16 protein-coding genes are annotated in these 19,414 nt (G+C 58.5%); 11 read left to right on the top strand and 5 right to left on the bottom strand.

The genetic code is table 11. The annotated features are described in order from the left end of the window. Position 1: 1 nt before the first annotated feature. The gene (gene mprF / locus ACR1XU_RS04605; RefSeq protein WP_480907692.1) at positions 2–2,611 is read right to left on the bottom strand and encodes a bifunctional lysylphosphatidylglycerol flippase/synthetase MprF; all 2,610 of its coding nucleotides are present in this window, start codon (positions 2,609–2,611) and stop codon (positions 2–4) included. 133 nt (positions 2,612–2,744) lie between these two features. Then, positions 2,745–3,173: an Lrp/AsnC family transcriptional regulator gene (locus ACR1XU_RS04610; RefSeq protein ID WP_170676737.1), complete on the bottom strand. Its 429-nt coding sequence runs from the start codon at positions 3,171–3,173 to the stop codon at positions 2,745–2,747. 86 nt (positions 3,174–3,259) lie between these two features. Between ACR1XU_RS04610 and rocF the strand changes: the two genes are divergently transcribed. Genes rocF through ACR1XU_RS04625 form a run of 3 tightly spaced genes read left to right on the top strand, consistent with a single transcriptional unit; the run spans position 3,260 to position 6,153 of the window. Then, the gene (gene rocF / locus ACR1XU_RS04615) at positions 3,260–4,180 is read left to right on the top strand and encodes an arginase (protein ID WP_480907695.1); all 921 of its coding nucleotides are present in this window, start codon (positions 3,260–3,262) and stop codon (positions 4,178–4,180) included. Further along, positions 4,180–5,100, top strand: a complete 921-nt coding sequence (gene ctlX, locus ACR1XU_RS04620) for a citrulline utilization hydrolase CtlX (protein WP_480907697.1) — start codon at positions 4,180–4,182, stop codon at positions 5,098–5,100. The genes rocF and ctlX overlap by 1 nt, the downstream gene beginning before the upstream one ends. Positions 5,101–5,109: 9 nt before the next feature. Continuing rightward, complete coding sequence (locus tag ACR1XU_RS04625; protein WP_480907699.1) at positions 5,110–6,153, top strand: ornithine cyclodeaminase; 1,044 nt, start codon at positions 5,110–5,112, stop codon at positions 6,151–6,153. Between the two features lie 253 nt (positions 6,154–6,406). On the opposite strand, the gene ACR1XU_RS04630 is transcribed toward ACR1XU_RS04625, so the two are convergent. The 3 genes from ACR1XU_RS04630 to ACR1XU_RS04640 are packed head-to-tail and all read right to left on the bottom strand — an operon-like array spanning position 6,407 to position 9,519. Next, positions 6,407–7,810 (bottom strand): TRAP transporter large permease, encoded by a 1,404-nt coding sequence (locus tag ACR1XU_RS04630; RefSeq protein ID WP_480907701.1) that lies wholly within the window; start codon positions 7,808–7,810, stop codon positions 6,407–6,409. A gap of 3 nt (positions 7,811–7,813) precedes the next feature. Then, on the bottom strand, positions 7,814–8,443 hold the full coding sequence (locus ACR1XU_RS04635) for a TRAP transporter small permease (RefSeq protein WP_170616227.1): 630 nt from the start codon (positions 8,441–8,443) through the stop codon (positions 7,814–7,816). A 59-nt stretch (positions 8,444–8,502) separates the two neighbouring features. After that, entirely contained in the window at positions 8,503–9,519 is a 1,017-nt protein-coding gene (locus tag ACR1XU_RS04640; protein ID WP_170616225.1) for a C4-dicarboxylate TRAP transporter substrate-binding protein, read from the bottom strand. Positions 9,520–9,946: 427 nt separating this feature from the next. Between ACR1XU_RS04640 and acs the strand changes: the two genes are divergently transcribed. From acs to ACR1XU_RS04680, 8 genes are all read left to right on the top strand, one after another. Next, entirely contained in the window at positions 9,947–11,911 is a 1,965-nt protein-coding gene (gene acs, locus ACR1XU_RS04645; protein ID WP_170616223.1) for an acetate--CoA ligase, read from the top strand. Positions 11,912–11,918: 7 nt separating this feature from the next. Next, complete coding sequence (locus ACR1XU_RS04650) at positions 11,919–12,602, top strand: adenylate kinase (protein WP_480907703.1); 684 nt, start codon at positions 11,919–11,921, stop codon at positions 12,600–12,602. A 186-nt stretch (positions 12,603–12,788) separates the two neighbouring features. Next, positions 12,789–13,073: a DUF4212 domain-containing protein gene (locus ACR1XU_RS04655; RefSeq protein ID WP_170348424.1), complete on the top strand. Its 285-nt coding sequence runs from the start codon at positions 12,789–12,791 to the stop codon at positions 13,071–13,073. Positions 13,074–13,078: 5 nt separating this feature from the next. Next, positions 13,079–14,863 carry a sodium:solute symporter family protein gene (locus ACR1XU_RS04660; protein WP_170616216.1) on the top strand — a complete coding sequence of 595 codons (1,785 nt, stop codon included), beginning with the start codon at positions 13,079–13,081 and terminating at the stop codon, positions 14,861–14,863. A gap of 108 nt (positions 14,864–14,971) precedes the next feature. Then, positions 14,972–16,795 carry a putative nucleotidyltransferase substrate binding domain-containing protein gene (locus tag ACR1XU_RS04665; protein WP_480907705.1) on the top strand — a complete coding sequence of 608 codons (1,824 nt, stop codon included), beginning with the start codon at positions 14,972–14,974 and terminating at the stop codon, positions 16,793–16,795. 93 nt (positions 16,796–16,888) lie between these two features. After that, on the top strand, positions 16,889–17,407 hold the full coding sequence (locus ACR1XU_RS04670) for a hypothetical protein (RefSeq protein WP_170616212.1): 519 nt from the start codon (positions 16,889–16,891) through the stop codon (positions 17,405–17,407). Between the two features lie 2 nt (positions 17,408–17,409). Then, complete coding sequence (locus tag ACR1XU_RS04675; RefSeq protein ID WP_480907707.1) at positions 17,410–18,822, top strand: 3'-5' exonuclease; 1,413 nt, start codon at positions 17,410–17,412, stop codon at positions 18,820–18,822. A gap of 88 nt (positions 18,823–18,910) precedes the next feature. Continuing rightward, positions 18,911–19,411, top strand: coding sequence for a flavin reductase family protein (locus ACR1XU_RS04680; protein ID WP_480907708.1), 501 nt, complete (start codon positions 18,911–18,913; stop codon positions 19,409–19,411). Positions 19,412–19,414: the final 3 nt, after the last annotated feature.

Below are 19,414 nucleotides of genomic sequence, written 5' to 3' on the forward strand. Positions count from 1 at the left end.
TCTATTTCGTCAACCCCCGCAACCCGCCAGAGATCAGAATATTCACCTCGTAGAGGATGCGCGGCGCCGCCAGACCGCCGGGGCTTGCCAGATAGTTCGGGCTCCATTCGGGGTCGAATTTCTGTTTGAACGCACGCAGGCCTTCGAAGTGATAGAACTGCTCGCCGTGCTCGTAGACGAATCCTCCGATCCGGTTCCAGAGCGAAGCCAGTTGCCGGTTTTCGATCCCTGAGAACGGCGCAGCTCCGAGAGAGAACCAGTGGAACCCCTGCTCGGACCCCCACACCATCATCTCGGCAAACAGCGCATCCATGACAAAACTGGCGCTGTCAGGCTCATAACGCATCAGGTCCAACGACAGTTCAGACTTGTTCCCGCCCTGAAACAGATTGGCGAAGGCCACGATCCTGCCCGTCTCGGCATTGCGCAGAACGGCGTGATCGAAATACGAAAGGTAATCGTCGTCGAAACCTCCCAAGGCAAAGCCCTTCTCTTCGCCTGCCTTACCGGCCAGCCAGTGATTCGAGATTTCACGCAATTCCGGCAAGACCGGTTTCAAGTCTTCCTTCGGAATGATCTCGAACACATAGCCATCACGTATGGCCCTATTCTTGGCCTGACGAAACCGCTTGCGTGACTTGCCGTCCAGCGAAAACCCTTGCAGCGGAACCCGCGCGACCTCGCCAATTTTCAGGATCGAAAGCCCCAGATCCAGAAAGGTTGGCAGGTATTTGGTCGAAACACTGTAGAAAGCACACAGCTTGCCTTCGCGGTCCGCCCGTTCGCGCAGTTGCCAGATCAGCTGCTGACCCGCGGTCTCATCGCCCACAGGCTCGCCCTTGGTGATCAGCGCGTTTCCGGTGTCGGCATAGGCAAGAAACGCGGTTTCATCCGGCGAGATCAGGAACTGCTTGTCGCCCGTCAGTGAAATCTGGGATTCGGTGTCTTCGCTTTGCAACGCTAGCCGTTCCACCGCTTCCGGTATTTCGGTTCGCACCGGAACCGGGATTTCGCGCCCGAACAGGGAATTGACAGCCACCACCCCAAGGATAACCGCAACCACCAGACTGGACCTGAGAAAACGCGAGGCATCGCCGTTCCATGCGAACTCCCACCACAGGGCGTTTTGGTATTCAACGTGCGAATACGCGAACAAACCGATCCAAAAAATCACCGCCATCAGTGCCAGCACACTGACCAGCCATGGAATATTCAGACGGAAGACCGACGCGCCGCTGACCCGGTAAAACGCGCCGCGAAACACTGCAAGAACGGCAATGGTCACCACCATACTCAGCGCTTCATGGATATCCAGGCCGCGGGTGAGCGAAGCGATGAATCCGGCCACCATCAGAACCATCGCGACGACCCAGGCGCGATAGAGTTTACGGAACAAGCCGCGTGATACGAGGATCAGCAGAACCCCAACCACACTGCCCGCCAGATGCGAGGCTTCGACGAACGAAAGCGGCAATACCTCGCGCAACGCGCCAAGGCTTTGGGAATTGGACGGCAGCGCGCCGGACACCAGTAATACAACTCCAGCCACTGCAGAAACGCCAGCTGCAACCATTGGAACAATCGGGCGAAAAGCGCGGTAGACCCAACTGGCTGCTCCGCCAATCCTGTCGCGTTGTGTCAGCGCATAGGCCACTGCAATGGACAGGCTGGCGATGACGAAGGGCAAAAACGTGTAAACCACGCGATACAGCAACAAGGCTGCGATCACATCCGATCGGCCAGAGGCGCCGAGACCCGCGATCAGTGTAGCCTCGAACACACCGATCCCGCCGGGTGCGTGGCTGAGGATACCGACGGCAATTGCCGCCACATAGATGGCAAAGAAATACGGAAACCCGACGCCCAGATCGTTCGGCATCAGAACATAAAGCGTCATTGATGCGCCAAACAGATCCCCTACTGCCGCCAGCGTCAAAAGGCTGGCCAGCTTTCCTCCGGGCAGGTTGAAGCCAAACCCACCATACGCCAGACGGCGCCCGCCGCTGGCAAGCCAGACAAACAGAGCCGCCAACCCGGCCAGCAGGCAAAGGCCGACTACGGTTTCGGTCGTTTCACTGATCGGAAGAACCTGAGATATCCCGTCCGGATGCAACGTCAGCAAGATGCCAAGGATCAGGACCATACCCATCCAGAAGGCCACCCAAGAAGTCGCGATAACCCCGGCCACACGGGCCAGATCCAGCCCAAGCGACGCATAGATCCGATACCGGATCGCGGTTCCCGTGATGTAGGAAAACCCCAAACAGTTTGACACAGCATAGCCACTGGCCCCGGCCATTCCGGCGACCGGCAGCGGAACCTTGTCTTCCGCCAAGCTTTTGACCGCAAACACATCGTAAAAGGACAGCGACAGAAAACTGAATGCGGTCCAGCACAGCGCGAAAAACATGAGCTTCCAGGACGTACTCGCAATATCGGTCTGAACGTCGGACCATTTCACATGCGAAGACAACTCGTGCAGGACGGTCAGCGCAATGATCGTGATAAGGATCGGAACCGCGATACGAACCCAGGGTCTTTCCAGCATGGCCGCAGCCTTCTCGGCCATCCGCAAAACCCGGGAATCGTCACTTGTTTCCTGTACGGTCATCACGACATTCCCTGCTTCAAACCAATCGCGTATTCGGAACTAAAGCCGCTAAAGCCTGCCCGATCGCCCAGGCGGAGTTTGGCACAATTTCCTTACCATTCAAAGCGCTACAGGCAGCAAGTTCGCCACCCGGTCAGACGCGCCCCTTCCGCGTTGAAAGCAAGAGGTTGGTTTCGGACCGCGTGATCCCTTCCATCCGCCGGATCTGAAACAGAACCTCGTCCAGTTCCGCCAGCGTTTCGGCCCCGATCTCGGCAATCAGGTCCCAGCTGCCATTGGTCGTATGAACTGCTCTTACCTGTCGCATGGCGGCGATCCTTGCCATCGTCCGCTCGGTCCCCCGGCCTTCGATTTCCAGCATCATCAGTCCCCGAACCGGGCTTTGCGCAACATCGCGCCGCGTCAGAACGGTAAAGCCGACGATCTCTCCGGACTGTTTCAGGCGATGCAGTCGACTGCGGACGGTTGTTCGCGTCACGCCCAGAATCTGCGCCAGTTCCGACAGCGAGGCGCGCGCATCCCGGTGCAATGCGTTCAGCAGCTTGCTATCCAAATCGTCCATCGTCGCTTACCAGTTTGTGTATCGGGGTTTCTTTTTGAGCACTTTGCTATCTTCCGGGATGCCGTGTTGAAAGGTTAGACAAACACATGGCTAATGAAAACATAATACTTGTCGGCGCCCCAATGGACGCCGGAAAACGTCGGCAGGGATGCCGCATGGGTCCTGATGCCTATCGCGTCGCGGGTTTGCAGAAGGCCCTGATGGATCTGGGCCACAGCGTGTCGGACCTCGGTGATGTCCGCCCTGACGACGTCGAAACCGCCGAGCATCCTCACCTGTTCGCCTTGCCCGAATGTGTCGGTTGGACCCAGGCGCTGAGCCGTGCGGCGCAAGAAAGCGCCCGCCAAGGTTTGCCCATCTTCATGGGGGGTGATCACGCGCTTTCGATGGGTACGGTCGCAGGAATGGCAGCCCACGCGCATAGCATCGGACGGCCCCTCTTTGTTCTGTGGCTGGATGCCCATAGCGACTTTCACACGCCCGACAGCACCGGCAGCGGCAATTTGCACGGCACCCCGGTCGCCTATTTCACCGGTCGCCAGGGGTTTGACGCTTTTCCGCCACTCACGGCACCTGTGCCCACCAACCGTGTCGGCATGATCGGCCTGCGCTCGGTCGATCCGGCGGAACGGGCCGCGCTGGAACAGGACCGCGCCATGCTGGCCGATATGCGCAGCATTGACGAAAATGGCATCAAAGCACCGCTGATGGCCTTTCTAGACCGCGTCCGCGCAGAAAACGGTATCCTGCACGTCTCGCTGGACGTCGACTTTCTTGACCCCGCCATCGCACCTGCCGTGGGCACCACCGTTCCCGGCGGCGCGACCGAACGGGAAGCGCATCTGGTGATGGAACTACTGCATGAAAGCGGCCTCGTCCGCTCACTGGATCTGGTGGAGTTGAACCCGTTTCTGGATGAACGCGGCCGAACCGCAAAACTTATGGTCGATCTGGCCGCCTCGTTACTCGGTCGCCGCATCTTCGATCGTCCAACCCGGAGTTTCTGATGCAGTCGCTTCAAGCCCCTTCGGCCGTCGTGATGATCCGGCCGCATGCATTTGCCTCGAACCCGGAAACGCACGGGGACAATGCGTTCCAGACACTTGCCAGCCGTTCGGCGACCGCAACCTCATCTACGGCGCGCGATGAACATGATCAGGCAGTCGCGCAACTGCGGGCCGCAGGTGTCAGGGTTCACGTCTTTGACGATCACGGAGAACTGGACACACCCGACAGTGTGTTTCCGAACAACTGGTTTTCGACCCATCCCGGTGGGCATGTCGCGATCTATCCGATGTACGTTCCCTCAAGGCGGCGCGAACGCCGTTCCGACGTCATCGAGATGCTGAAACAGGAATACCGGGTTCAGGACGTGATCGACTATTCCGGACTGGAACAGGACAAGCTGGCGCTGGAAGGCACCGGCGCGATGGTCCTGGATCACATTGGTCGGGTTGCTTACACGGTAAAATCAAACCGCGCAGACCCCGTTCTGCTCGAACGGTTCTGCACTCACTTCAACTATGAGCCTATCGTTTTCGAAGCGAAAGATGCCCAAGGGCGCGATGTCTATCACACCAACGTTCTGATGGGTATCGGCACCGAATACGCGCTGATCTGCCTGGACATGATCACCGACCCCGAGCGACGCGCGACAGTCAAAGCCAGGCTGGAGGAAACCGGTCGTGCAGTCATCGACCTGACCCACGATCAGATCGCGGAATTCGCGGGCAACGCCATTGAGCTGGCTGGCCAAGACGGTCTGGTCCTGGCTTTGTCCAGCCGGGCGCTGGAAGCGCTGACGCCCGAACAGATTTCCATAATCGAAGCCAGTGCAAAACCACTGCCGCTTTCGGTTCCCACAATTGAAACAGCGGGTGGATCCGTGCGCTGCATGATCGCAGGCATTCACCTGTCCCGCCGATAGGAGACCCCGATGCAACCTTCTGACAAGGCGCTTGTGCCCTTTGTTTCCGTCGACAACATGATGCGCCTCGTCCATCATATCGGCCTTGAAAAGATGATCACGCAAATTGCCGCGCAGATCGAATCTGACTTCAAGCGATGGGAAAGCTTCGACAAAACGCCCCGAATCCCCGCCCATTCCCCCCATGGCGTGATTGAATTGATGCCAACTTCGGATGGTGAGGCATACGGTTTCAAGTATGTGAACGGGCATCCAAAAAACACGTCCGAGGGTCTGCAGACCGTGACCGCCTTCGGGTTGCTGGCGGACGTCTACACGGGCTATCCCACCCTCTTGACTGAAATGACCATGCTGACGGCCCTGAGAACGGCAGCAACCTCTGCCTTGGTCGGCAGCTATCTGGCACCGAAATCCGCAACGACGATGGCCATGATCGGAAATGGCGCTCAATCCGAGTTCCAGTGCCTGGCGTTTAAGGCAATGTGCGGCATCGACACTGTGCGGCTGTATGACACCGACACGAATGCAACGGCCAAATGCGCGGCAAACCTGCAAGGCAAGGGTCTGACTGTTGTTTCCTGCAAAACGGCAGAAGACGCCATCGAAGGCGCCCAGATCATCACGACTTGTACGGCTGACAAGAAATACGCCACGATTCTGACGGACAACATGGTCGGTCCCGGGGTTCACATAAACGCAATCGGCGGTGATTGCCCGGGCAAAACCGAGTTGCACAAGGACATCCTGCTGCGTTCGGAAATATTCGTTGAATACCCCGAGCAAACGCGGATCGAAGGCGAGATTCAGGCCCTGGACTCAGACCACCCCGTGACTGAAATCTGGCAGGTGATGACAGGCCAGGCCAAGGGGCGCACGGATGAACGGGCGATTACACTTTTCGACAGTGTCGGTTTTGCGATCGAGGATTTTTCCGCCCTTCGTTACATCAAACGCGCCATCGAAGGGACAGACTTCTTCGAGCCCCTGGACATGCTGGCGGACCCCGACGATCCACGTGACCTCTATGGCATGTTGATGCGCGCCGAAACCTGAAACCAGCTGGGGGTTTCAATGGTCAAGGGGGCTCTGCCCCGCCGCCCTTCGGGCGACTCCCCCGGGATATTTTTGGCCAGATGAACAAGGGATCCGCTCTCCGACCATTGGTCCGGAGAGCTTCACCTGGCGCGGTCATCGGCATCCCTGCCTGTACCGCCAATCCCGTATCCGACAATTTGATTAAAGATCCGTTACTTCATCTGGCCAAAAATATCCCGGAGCGCGAGGCAGAGCCTCGCAAAAACCCAGGTCAACCAGCCAGGGACGGCAGATAGAGTACGATACCCGGAAAGGCCACAAGCAGAGCGATGGTTACGGCGTCGGCCACAAAAAACGGTGTCACGCCTTTGAAGACATCCTGAACACTGAGATCAGGACGCACCCCCGCCACAACAAAGCAATTCAGCCCGATTGGCGGCGTGATCAGGCAAAATTCGGCCATTTTGACCACCAGAATTCCAAACCAGATCGCACACATCGAGCCGGACATTCCAAAAGCACTCTCGGCAGCGCTGACAGCTTCGCCGCCGTTCAGTGCCATGACCGCAGGGTATACAACAGGCAATGTCAGCAACAGCATGCCGATTGCGTCCATGAACATGCCAAGCACGGCATAGGCCAACAGGATGCAGATCAGGATCAGCATGGGCGACATTTCAAGCGACGTGATCCAGTCGGAGAACGCTCCGGGCAGATCGGCGAAACCCAGAAAACGGACGTAGATCAGAACGCCCCAGATGATCGAAAAAATCATCGCCGTCAGCTTGGCGGTTTCCAGCAGCGCCGACTTCAATTCACCCCAGCGCATGCCGTGATAAAGGGCAAAGCAGAACACGATAAAGGCTCCGATTGCCCCACCCTCAGTCGGCGTGCCCCAGGCTTTTTCGCCAAATGGGTTGTAGACAAAACAGATGATGATCAGGATCACCGCGACGATTGGCATTGCCCCAGGCAGCGATGCGAAACGCTGCTTCCAAGTAAAGCCGGTGACCGGCGGGCCGACTGATTTGAACACAACGGCGATACCGACAATCAGGCCTCCATAGATGACCGCTGAGAACGCGCCGGGAATAAACCCGGCCAGCAAAAGCTTGCCAACGTCCTGTTCAACGATGATTGCATAAATTACAAGGATGGCGGACGGAGGGATCAAGGAAGCCAATGTCCCGCCGGCGGCAACAACGCCGGCTGCAAACCGTTTGTTGTACCCGACCTCCAGCATCTCGGGGATTGCGACCCGGGCGAATACGGCAGACGTGGCGACAGACGCGCCCGAAACGGCGGCAAAGCCTGCGGTGGCAAACACGGTCGACACCGCCAAGCCACCCGGAACCCAGGCAATCCAGCGTTTTGCCGCCTCGAACAAGGCGCGGGTCAGCCCGGCATAGTAGGCCAGATAGCCGATGAGTATGAATGTCGGGATCAGGCTGAGCGTGTGCGAGGCCACCTTGGAATGCGGCACCTGTCCGGCCGTTTTCACTGCCACCGTCAGCGCCTTGCCAAAGCGGTCGGGGTCATATCCGAACTTGGCCCAGAAAATCCATACCAGCCCAACAAGCCCTGCCAGCCCCGCCGCAAAGGCGACGCGCATTCCTGTGACCACCAAAAACAACAGGCCGCCTGTGACCCACAATCCGATTTCAATCGTGTCCATGAGTCAGCCTTGTCCTTCGAACTGATCGGCCTCGGCAGCTGCTTGTGCGGCCGCGTCCTGAATAAGAGGCACAGCGACCGGGTGATCCAGCCCCAGAACAAACGCGCGCCCATATCCCCAGATCTGCAAAACTAGACGCAGGCACAGAACGGAGAACGCCACCGGAGCCAACAGTTTGGCCGGCCACAGAGGGATACCAATGTCGATGGAACTGTCCCTGCTCCACATCGGCGCGGCAAAATCGAACGACCGCTCGAAATGGGACCAGCTGCCCCAGACAAGGGCCATCATCAAGACAAGGATCAAGACGACGGAAATCGTCTCGAAGAACCAAAGCGCCCGGCCGCGAAGACGCGCGATGACGATGTCCATGCGAATATGCCCGCCATCTCGCTGTACGTAGGAAACGCCCAGGAATGCGATCAGTGGCATCGCCTGTTCAATCCAGTCGACATAGCCCGGCAATGGTGCGTTAAGCGCATTCCGGCCGCTCACCGATACAACGGCAAGAACCATCAGTGAGAAAACCGCCAGACCGCTGATCAGGGCCAGCAGTCTTTCTGCCCGAAGAAGATGCTGGTCCAGACGGCTGAGACGGCTGCCATCCTCCAGCACGGTGGCCTGTCCCGCCATCCTGCTTTTTCCTTGTCGTTGAAAAGAACCGGACGCCCGATGGCATCCGGTTCATAACATCAGTTTCCGCCGCGTTGCTGCTGCAGTGTCGACTGAACAAGATCGTACAGGTCCTGCGCAGGCAGACCCTGATCGGTCATGTCGGCAATCCACTGTTCGCGGATCGGATCGGCCGCCTTGGCGCGGAACTCCTGAAGGACGGCATCGTCAATCATAACTTTCTGAACGCCTTTTTCCTCAAGAACACCGTCCCACTTTTCAAGCAGGGCCCCATAATTGGCCAGATAGTGATCGATCGCCTCGTCAATCGAACTGTCCAGTGCTTCGCGATGTTCCGCCGGAAGCGCCTCATAGGCGTCGATGTTCACCACGACCGGGCAGTTTACGGTGCCAGGGTTCAGGTTGGCCGTCCACCAGTCGGCTTCGTTGATGGTGCCGAAGGACAGGTGTGCGTGCTGGGCAAATGCCACAGTATCGACAACGCCGGATTCCATCGCATTGAACGCTTCGGTGGCGGGCACTGATGTTGGCACGCCCCCTACGGCTTCAAACGCTTTGCCCAAGCCACCGGTCGCGCGCACGCGCATACCATCAAAAGCGGCAAGAGTGTCGCGCGGCTCGCCCGTGCCGACAAGGTTATACTGCGGCATGGGCGACGTCATGATGATCCGGGCGTTCCACTGCGCCATTTCTTCTTTGACGGCCGGGTGGTCATAAACCGCGTGGCTGACCGCTACTTCCTCGTCCAGATTGTTCACGCCCAGAAACGGAAGTTCTAGAACGGTGATCGCCCGGTTCTTGTCCCGATGGTAGCCCGCACAGAATTGTGCCATTTCGAATGCGCCGATCTCGATCCCGTCCAGGTTTTCCCTGGGTTTTGACAAGCCGCCATAGCTGACGTTGATCGTGAACTCGCCGCCGGTCTTTTCGGCAACCAGTTCGGACAGCTTTTCAACATGCTCTGTAAATGCGCGGCGCTTGCCCCAGACCGAGGCGTTCCATTCGGTCGCAACGGCTTCGCCTGCAAAGGCCACGCCAATGGCCGCGACGGCGGCGGCGCTTAACATCCTGTTCATAGTGATCTCTCCCTGTGATGCGCCCCTTGGTCAGAGCGCTTGGACATAAAGCTAGCGCCAACATCCGGATGTGCCAACCCCGCAGACGCTGATGAGTTGCCGCCTTCAGGGCGCGACCTGCCGGTACAATCGAAAGAAGAATTGGGAATCCAAAAGGCATCCGGGAAATTTCGGAAAACTGCAGTTCAAAAACAGTTACACGGTAGGCATTGTTATTTTTACATTTTTTTTATCTTTTTCCTATTTCTTTACATTTTTTAACCAGATAGCGAAATTTGTTTACAAACAAATCGTGGAACTACGGCAATTTATTTATTTGTTTTCAGAACCCCGTATATTCGCAATCGGGAGGAAACGGGTCGACATTGCCTGTTTGACGGGCAAAATCGGTTCATCAATATCCAGTCCTAGAGGGAGGAGCCTCAGTATGACAACCGCTGCCCAGGCAGATGCCAAAACATATCCGCCATCCGCAGAAATCGTGTCCCGTGCGCATATCGATGCTGACAAATACGCGGCAATGTATGCAGCCTCTGTCAGTGATCCTGATGTCTTCTGGGATGAACAGGGCAAGCGCGTCGACTGGATCAAGCCTTATACTCAGGTCAAGGATGTGGACTACAGCTTTGGCTCGGTGAAGATCAACTGGTATGCCGATGGCACGCTGAATGTTTCGGCAAACTGTCTGGACCGTCACCTGGCGACACGCGGCGATCAAACCGCGATCATTTGGGAGCCGGATGATCCAAACGACGCAGCGCAGCACATCACCTATGCCGAATTGCACCGCCGCACCTGCCGGATGGCCAACATTCTGGAATCAATGGGCGTGCGCAAGGGCGACCGGGTCGTGATCTATCTGCCGATGATCCCCGAAGCCGCGTATGCCATGCTGGCCTGCGCCCGGATTGGGGCGATCCATTCGATTGTTTTCGCAGGTTTTTCCCCGGACGCCCTGGCAGCGCGGGTCAATGGCTGCGACGCCAAGGTCCTGATCACTGCCGACGAAGCCCCGCGCGGTGGCCGCAAGACGCCATTGAAATCGAATGCCGATGCGGCTTTGCTGCACTGCAAGGACACCGTGAAATGTCTGGTGGTCAAGCGGACCGGTGGCCAAACCACATGGGTGGACGGACGTGACCACGACTACAACGAAATGGCGCTTGAAGCGGATGACTACTGCGCGCCCGCCGAGATGAGCGCAGAAGACCCGCTGTTCATCCTTTATACCTCTGGCTCAACCGGTCAGCCCAAAGGCGTGGTGCATACCACCGGCGGCTATCTGGTCTATGCAGCCATGACGCATGAGATCACTTTCGATTATCACGATGGTGACGTGTACTGGTGCACTGCAGACGTGGGTTGGGTCACGGGCCACAGCTATATCGTCTACGGCCCACTGGCCAACGGAGCGACCACGCTGATGTTCGAGGGTGTGCCGACATTTCCGGACGCCTCGCGGTTCTGGCAGGTCTGCGAAAAGCACAAGGTGAACCAGTTCTACACCGCGCCGACCGCAATCCGTGCCCTGATGGGACAAGGCAATGAATTCGTCGACAAATGCGACCTGAGCGACCTGCGCGTTCTGGGCACAGTGGGCGAGCCCATCAACCCCGAAGCCTGGAACTGGTACAACGAAGTTGTCGGCAAAGGGAAATGCCCCATCGTTGATACCTGGTGGCAGACCGAAACCGGCGGTCACTTGATGACCCCCCTGCCCGGCGCACACGCGATGAAACCCGGCTCGGCCATGAAACCGTTCTTCGGCATTGTGCCGGTGGTTCTGGACCCGCAATCCGGTGTTGAGATTGAGGGCAATGGGGTCGAAGGCGTTCTGTGCATCAAGGACAGCTGGCCGGGCCAGATGCGCACCGTCTGGGGCGATCACGAGCGGTTCGAAAAGACCTATTTCTCGGACTACAAGGGCTATTACTTCACTGGTGACGGCTGCCGCCGTGATGAAGATGGCGATTACTGGATCACTGGCCGCGTTGACGATGTGATCAACGTTTCCGGGCACCGTATGGGCACGGCCGAGGTGGAAAGCGCACTGGTCGCGCATGCCGCCGTCGCCGAAGCCGCTGTCGTTGGCTACCCCCATGAGATCAAGGGGCAAGGCATCTATTGCTACGTCACCCTGATGAATGATCGTGAGCCCAGCGACGAACTGCTGAAAGAACTGCGCACCTGGGTCCGAACCGAAATCGGCCCGATCGCCAGCCCGGATGTGATCCAGTGGGCGCCTGGCCTGCCCAAGACACGCTCGGGCAAGATCATGCGCCGTATCCTGCGCAAGATTGCCGAAAACGACTTTGGCAGTTTGGGTGATACTTCGACACTGGCTGATCCGTCGGTCGTCGAAGACCTGATCGAAAACCGTGCGAACAAGTGAGGATGTGATGGACGCTGCCACGATCACCACACCCGCCGTTCTGATCCTTCTTGGCCCTCCGGGCGCCGGGAAGGGCACACAGGCCCGCATGCTTGAAGAAAAGTTCGGGCTGGTTCAACTGAGCACCGGCGATCTGCTTCGGGCCGCCGTTGCTGCCGGAACCGAGGCGGGCAAGGCCGCGAAGGCCGTGATGGAAGCCGGCGATCTTGTCAGTGACGAGATCGTCATAGCCATCCTGCGCGACCGGATGGCGGAACCGGATTGCGCCAAGGGTGTCATTCTGGATGGATTCCCGCGGACTACGGTTCAGGCCGAAGCGTTGGATGGACTGTTGGCCGAAAACAGTCAGAAGATCAGCGCTGCGATCAGCCTTGAGGTGGAGGATGCCGAGATGATCACCCGCATCTCGGGCCGCCATACCTGTGCTGGCTGCGGTGAGGGGTACCACGATCAGTTCAAGAAACCGGCGGTCGAAGGTAAATGTGACAAATGCGGTCACACGGAGTTCAAGCGCCGCGCAGATGATAATGCGGTAACCGTTGCGTCCCGGCTGGAAGCCTACCATGCGCAGACCGCTCCGCTGATCGACTACTACGACAGTCATGAGGTTTTGAAACGGACCAACGCCATGGGCCGGATCGAAGACATCGCCAGTGATCTGGAACAGATCGTCGGCGACGCGATGAGTTAAGGGGATAAGTGAAGCCCAATTTGGGGCTCTGATCCAACAAAAGAATACTTCAACGGACCCGCCTTGGCGGACCGGAGGAGTTTTGCCAAACGCCACCCGGCGTTCGGCGCATTCGAGAGGCGGCCCAACGCACTGGAGGAGTTGGGCAAGGGGCCGCTCAACGACGAAGCGAAGGAGGAACCCGCGATGGCGGATCAATCTACAAACTCCGCGCAGGCTGCCGAGGCCGATAAGGGCTATTGGCAGGCCAACCTGCGCCTCATCTACATCAGCCTCGTGATCTGGGCGCTGGTGTCTTTCGGATTCGGCATTCTGCTGCGTCCGCTGCTGTCGGGTATCGCTGTTGGCGGCACCGACCTGGGCTTTTGGTTCGCTCAGCAGGGATCGATTCTGGTCTTTCTGGTGCTGATCTTCAACTACGCCTGGCGCATGAACAAGCTGGACGCCGAATACGGCGTGGATGAGGAGTAACCCCCATGGACCAGTTTACCATCAACCTGCTGTTTGTCGGCGCGTCGTTCGCGCTGTACATCGGCATCGCGATCTGGGCCCGTGCGGGTTCCACATCCGAATTCTACGCCGCCGGTCGCGGCGTTCACCCGGTCACCAACGGTATGGCGACAGCGGCGGACTGGATGTCAGCGGCCTCGTTCATCTCGATGGCGGGCCTGATTGCCTTTACCGGCTATGACAACTCGACCTTCCTGATGGGTTGGACCGGTGGCTACGTGCTGCTGGCACTGCTGCTTGCACCTTACCTGCGTAAGTTCGGCAAGTTCACCGTATCGGAATTCATCGGGGACCGCTTCTACAGCCAGACCGCCCGTATCGTTGCGGTGATCTGTCTGATCGTGGCTTCGGTGACCTATGTTATCGGCCAGATGACCGGCGTTGGCGTGGCCTTCGGCCGCTTCCTTGAGGTGTCGAACACATCCGGTCTGCTGATCGGTGCCTGTGTCGTGTTTGCCTACGCGGTTTTCGGTGGGATGAAAGGTGTGACCTACACTCAGGTCGCTCAGTACTGCGTGCTGATCACCGCCTACACGATCCCGGCGATCTTCATCTCGCTGCAGCTGACCGGCACTCCGATCCCGGCGCTGGGACTGTTCGGCGACACCGCAGGCGGAGAGCCTCTGCTGAGCAAGCTGGACGCGATCGTGACCGAGTTGGGCTTCAACGAATATACCGCCCACCACTCGAACACGCTGAACATGGTACTGTTTACACTGTCGCTGATGATCGGCACCGCAGGTCTGCCGCACGTGATCATGCGCTTCTTCACCGTGCCGAAAGTGTCTGACGCCCGCTGGTCGGCTGGCTGGACGCTGGTCTTCATCGCTCTGCTGTACCTGACTGCCCCTGCGGTTGGCGCAATGGCGCGACTGAACATCACCGACATGATGTGGCCCAACGGTGGCATCGAAGGTGGCGCTGTTTCGGTTGAAGACATCGACACCGATCCACGTTACGACTGGATGCAGACGTGGCAGAAAACCGGTCTGCTGGACTGGGAAGACAAGAACGGCGACGGCAAGATCCAGTACTACAATGACGCGAATGCCGACATGCAGGCCATTGCGGAAGAAAAAGGCTGGGTTGGTAACGAACTGACCAAGTTCAACCGCGACATCCTGGTTCTGGCCAACCCCGAAATCGCCAACCTGCCGGGTTGGGTGATCGGTCTGGTCGCGGCCGGTGGTCTTGCGGCTGCCCTGTCGACTGCTGCGGGTCTGTTGCTGGCGATCTCGTCGGCGGTGTCCCACGACCTTGTCAAAGGTGCGATCAACCCGCAGATCTCTGAAAAAGGAGAACTGCTGGCGGCTCGTATCGCCATGGCCGTGGCCATCGTCGTTGCAACCTATCTGGGTCTGAACCCGCCGGGCTTTGCGGCGCAAACCGTGGCACTTGCCTTCGGTCTGGCGGCGGCCTCGATCTTCCCGGCACTGATGATGGGGATCTTCTCGACCCGCATCAACAACACTGGCGCAGTTGCTGGTATGCTGGCAGGTCTGACCGTGACCTTGGTCTACATCTTCCTGCACAAGGGCTGGCTGTTCATTCCGGACACCAACTCGTTCACCGATGCTGACCCGCTTCTGGGTCCGATCAAGTCGACTTCGTTCGGTGCCATTGGTGCAATGATCAACTTCGGCGTTGCCTACGTCGTCGCCGGTATGACCAAAGAGACTCCGCCGGAGATCGTCGAATTGGTCGAAAGCGTGCGCATTCCCCGTGGTGCGGGCGCAGCTCAGAACAAGTGAGCCTGATGTGGTCGGTACCCTCCATGGCTGACCACATCTTTCGATCCACTGTACCCGCCCGGCATCCCACCGGGCGGGGCTTTTCATTCAGAAGCCAAGGACGACCCTATGCCCCTGTCCCATGATGAGATCACCCGGTTTCTGAAATCCGTTCACCCCTATGACGCCCTGCCCTCGGATACGCTGGACGCCATTGCCCGGCAGATCGAGGTTCATGAGGTCGAAGCGAATAGCCCGGTTTACGCGTTGGGCGGCCCCCTGCCTGGTGTTTTCGTAATCTACGAAGGACAGGTCGAAATCACAGATGAAAACGGAGCGGTCGTATCCCACCTTGGTCTACGCAACTCCTTTGGCGAGCGGGGGCTACTGAAAGACGGCAAGGCAGCAACGCATGCGCGCGCGGACACGCCGTCTGTTCTGATTCTGCTGCCGCCCGCCCTGGTGCGCCAACTGATCGACGATCATGATGTGGTCTCGAGATTCTTCAACCGAACCCGGGGCAACCGCTCCACTCCGCAAAGTCTGGCAACCACCGCTATTGACGTGTTGATGGCACGCGATCCTGCGACTTGCCCACCTTCCACCCCGGTTCAGAAGGCGGCGCAGTTGATGCGAGAAAGGCATATCTCGTCGCTTTGCGTAACCGAAAGCGGGACCCTTCTGGGCATTGCTACGCTGAGGGACATCGCAAGCAAGTTCGTGGCAGACGGAATGCCCGCAACAACGCCGGTATCGTCGATCATGACAGTAAATCCGGTCACACTTTCGCCCTCGGATATCGGCTCGGACGTTCTGCATGTGATGATGGAGCGCGGCATCGGCCACATCCCCATTTCCGAAGGCGGACGTCTTGTCGGCATCGTCACGCAAACAGACCTGACCCATTATCAGGCCGTCAATTCCGCCGAACTCGTGCGTCGGATCGCCCGCGCCCAATCCGCCGAGGAGATGGCGCTGGTAACGGCTGAAATCCCTCAGTTGCTGGTGCAGTTGGTGGCCGGAGGGAACCGGCACGAGATCGTGACCCGTCTGATCACCGACATTGCCGATACTGCCACCCGGCGCTTGCTGGTATTGGCCGAAGACAAATTTGGACCACCGCCAGTTCCCTATCTGTGGCTGGCGTGCGGTTCGCAAGGGCGGCAGGAACAGACAGGTGTTTCGGATCAGGACAACTGCCTGATGCTGGACGATAAGGTGACGGACGCCCAGATGCCCTATTTTGCTGATCTGGCCAAATTTGTTTCGGACGGGCTGGACACCTGCGGGTATTTATATTGCCCCGGCGACATGATGGCCACCAACCCGCGCTGGTTTCAGCCGGTCCGCGTCTGGCGCGACTATTTCAAGGGCTGGATCGCCAAACCCAACCCCGAGGCACAGATGTTGGCCTCGGTTATGTTCGACCTGCGCCCCATCGGCGGCGCGTTCGAGCTGTTCTCGGATCTTCAGGCAGATACGCTCGGCGCGGCCAGCGCAAATTCAATCTTTGTCGCCCACATGATTTCCAACTCGCTCAAGCACACGCCACCATTGGGCTTGCTCCGCGGCTTTGCGACGATCCGTTCGGGCGAGCATCGAAACACGCTGGATCTGAAACATAACGGCGTCGTACCTGTGGTGGATCTGGCCCGGATTTACAGTCTGCAGGGGCAATTCACCGAAGCCAACACACGTGCACGCCTGAAAGCCGCCGAGGCCGGCGGCGTGCTGAGCCCAGCTGGCGCGCGGGATCTACTGGACGCCTACGATCTGATTGCCGAAACCCGGCTGGAACATCAGGTTCGGCAGATCAAGGCTGCGAAAGATCCCGACAATTACCTGCCCCCGTCGGATTTGTCCGACTTTGAGCGAAGTCATCTGCGCGATGCCTTTGTCGTGGTAAAAACGATGCAGTCGGCGGTAGGCCACGGCAAGGGCATGTTGGGTTAAGTGTAGCTTGACGAGTACGATGGGATCGCTTTCGGCGACCGTATTTGGAACAAGAAGAAGAGGCGAGACGCGCCTGAGTCAGAAAGGTTGGCCATGTTTCTTGAATTGATCGGTACGGTTTTTGCAGGTTTTGCTTTTGCAGGCATCGCAATGCTGTTGAACAAGCTTTCCGGTGGCCGTCTGCCCCGCTGGACCGCGCCGGTTGCCGCCGGTGCCGGGATGATCGGAGTGACCATCGCCAGCGAATATTCGTGGTATGGGCGCCAGCTTGAAACCTTGCCTGAAGGAATGGAGATCGTGCAGGAGGTCGAAAGCCGCGCCTTCTATCGACCTTGGACCTATGCCGTGCCCTTCGTGGATCGTTTTGCCGCCATCGATACCGTATCGGTGCGCACCAACGCGCAGGTTCCCGAGCAACGCCTGGTGGATCTGTATTTCTTCGGTCGCTGGGCCCCGGTTTCGAAACTGCCCGTTGCAGTCAATTGCGCCGAAAACAGCCGCGCCAACCTGGCAGACGGTGCGGAATTCGCCGATGACGGACGGTTGCTGAATGCCACCTGGATCGCGGCGGGTTCCGGAGACCCGGTCATAGAAGCCACCTGCGAGGTCTGATCATGCTGACCCGGCTGAGCCTGCGCCTGAGAGTATTCCTGTTCTTCTGTCTGCTGGCACTTGGCGGATTGACCGTCTGCATTGCAGCCCTGTGGGTCGGATACGCACGAACGGGCAACCCGGACCTGGCCAATGCGTTTGTTTTTGCCGGTATTCTTATCGCCTTTGGCCTTTTGGCGCTAAGTGTCGGAGTCTGGCTGTTGTTTGACGACAATGTCGCAAAACCGATCGAGCGCTTGTCGGCTGAACTGCGCGCCCGTGCGCATGCCGGTGTCAGCAGCGACCTTGACCTTCAGGCCGCGCGGTATTTGGGGGATCTGGCCCCGGCAGCGGCAGGGCTTGCGGATCGGCTCACTGACAAGACCCTTGATATCGCCGAAGCCGTCGCTGCGGAAACTGCTCATCTCGCGGCTGAAAAGCGGAAGCTTACGGCGCTGTTGACGGAAATTCCGGTGGCAATGCTGCTGGCTGGTCCGACCCATAAAATCGTTCTCTACGACGCGCAGGCCGCCGAGGTTTTGGCCCAGATTTCCCATCCTAGGCTGAACGCCTCTCTTTTCGAGTATCTGCAGCCGAACCCGCTGACAGCGGCGTATGAGAAGATGTGCAAGACCGGGCTCGAGGTCGCATGTACGCTGGCCAGCATTGATGGCAACCAAAGCTATGCCGCGCGTATGAAACCCCTGGGCCATGCGCCCGGCTACATGCTGATCTTCGACGACAGCGCCGCCAATATCCCGCCCGAGGCCGCCCGCCCGCTGGTTTACAATTTCGATCTGTTGGACGGAGCCACCGATGTAGAATTCGAACATCGCGCCCTGACCGACCTGTGTTTCGTGGTGTTCGATACCGAGACCACGGGCCTGCTGCCGCACAAGGATGAAGTTGTGCAGATCGGCGCAGTCCGGGTGGTCAAGGGCCGGATCGTCGAAGGTGAGCATCTGGATTTGCTGGTCAACCCCGGAATTCCGATCCCTCCGGCTTCGACCAAGGTGCACAAGGTCAGCGACCACATGGTCCAGGGGGCTCCGGACATTGCCCAGGCTGGGCGCGTTTTTCATCAGTTCGCTCATGATGCGGTCATTGTGGCCCACAACGCTCCGTTCGATATGGCGTTTATGCGCCGGCATGAGAAACGCATGGGTGTGGAATGGAACCACCTGATTTTGGACACGGTCCTGCTGTCGGCTGTGCTGTTCGGTGCCAGCGACACACACACCCTGGATGCACTATGCGAGCGACTGGACATCACAATCCCGGAGGCGCTGCGCCATACGGCATTGGGTGACGCCGTCGCGACGGCCGAGGCTCTGGTCAAGATGCTGCCCATGCTTCGGGCACGCGGGATGGTGACATTTGGCGATGTTCTGGTCGAAACACGCAAACATGGGCGATTGCTGGAAGATCTGAACTGACGCGTAAATATTCACGCCATTTTCACCTTTCCATGGACAAACCCGACCGCTCATGGCACCTGATGCGCGTCTAAAACACGAGCGCGCAATGACGGATAGAACCTTCACCCCCGGCCCGGATCACAGCAACGCCTTTCGACAGGCGTTGGGCTGTTTCGGCACAGGTGTGACGGTCATCACGACCAACACGGCCGCAGGGCCGCGCGCCATTACCGTGAATTCCTTTTCCTCGGTGTCGCTGGATCCCCCGCTGGTTCTGTGGTGCCTTGCCAAGGATTCCAACCGCTTTGACGCCTTCAGCGCATGCACGGACTATTCGATCCACGTCATGGCGCAGGAGCAGCAGGATCAGGCATTGAAGTTTGCCCGAAACGGCTTTGATTTCTCGCATGCAGACTGGAGCGCGGATCCTGCAGGTCGTCCCCAGCTGCACGGCTGTCTGGCGCGGTTTGATTGCCATCTGCATGACCGGCACGAAGCGGGCGATCACTTGATCTTGGTGGGCCGCGTTGAAACCGCGATGTACCGGACAGGTCAGGGCCTGATTTTCAAACGCGGTCAGTTCGGTGGTTTTGTCGATACGATCTGAACG

The sequence above is a fragment of the Ruegeria sp. D1(2025) genome (genome assembly GCF_056536425.1).

Coding starts and splice junctions, on each gene's coding strand:
- mprF (WP_480907692.1), bottom strand. CDS start 2,611: ATGACCGTACAGGAAACAAGTGACGATTCCCGGGTTTTGCGGATGGCC.
- ACR1XU_RS04610 (WP_170676737.1), bottom strand. CDS start 3,173: ATGGACGATTTGGATAGCAAGCTGCTGAACGCATTGCACCGGGATGCG.
- rocF (WP_480907695.1), top strand. CDS start 3,260: ATGGCTAATGAAAACATAATACTTGTCGGCGCCCCAATGGACGCCGGA.
- ctlX (WP_480907697.1), top strand. CDS start 4,180: ATGCAGTCGCTTCAAGCCCCTTCGGCCGTCGTGATGATCCGGCCGCAT.
- ACR1XU_RS04625 (WP_480907699.1), top strand. CDS start 5,110: ATGCAACCTTCTGACAAGGCGCTTGTGCCCTTTGTTTCCGTCGACAAC.
- ACR1XU_RS04630 (WP_480907701.1), bottom strand. CDS start 7,810: ATGGACACGATTGAAATCGGATTGTGGGTCACAGGCGGCCTGTTGTTT.
- ACR1XU_RS04635 (WP_170616227.1), bottom strand. CDS start 8,443: ATGGCGGGACAGGCCACCGTGCTGGAGGATGGCAGCCGTCTCAGCCGT.
- ACR1XU_RS04640 (WP_170616225.1), bottom strand. CDS start 9,519: ATGAACAGGATGTTAAGCGCCGCCGCCGTCGCGGCCATTGGCGTGGCC.
- acs (WP_170616223.1), top strand. CDS start 9,947: ATGACAACCGCTGCCCAGGCAGATGCCAAAACATATCCGCCATCCGCA.
- ACR1XU_RS04650 (WP_480907703.1), top strand. CDS start 11,919: ATGGACGCTGCCACGATCACCACACCCGCCGTTCTGATCCTTCTTGGC.
- ACR1XU_RS04655 (WP_170348424.1), top strand. CDS start 12,789: ATGGCGGATCAATCTACAAACTCCGCGCAGGCTGCCGAGGCCGATAAG.
- ACR1XU_RS04660 (WP_170616216.1), top strand. CDS start 13,079: ATGGACCAGTTTACCATCAACCTGCTGTTTGTCGGCGCGTCGTTCGCG.
- ACR1XU_RS04665 (WP_480907705.1), top strand. CDS start 14,972: ATGCCCCTGTCCCATGATGAGATCACCCGGTTTCTGAAATCCGTTCAC.
- ACR1XU_RS04670 (WP_170616212.1), top strand. CDS start 16,889: ATGTTTCTTGAATTGATCGGTACGGTTTTTGCAGGTTTTGCTTTTGCA.
- ACR1XU_RS04675 (WP_480907707.1), top strand. CDS start 17,410: ATGCTGACCCGGCTGAGCCTGCGCCTGAGAGTATTCCTGTTCTTCTGT.
- ACR1XU_RS04680 (WP_480907708.1), top strand. CDS start 18,911: ATGACGGATAGAACCTTCACCCCCGGCCCGGATCACAGCAACGCCTTT.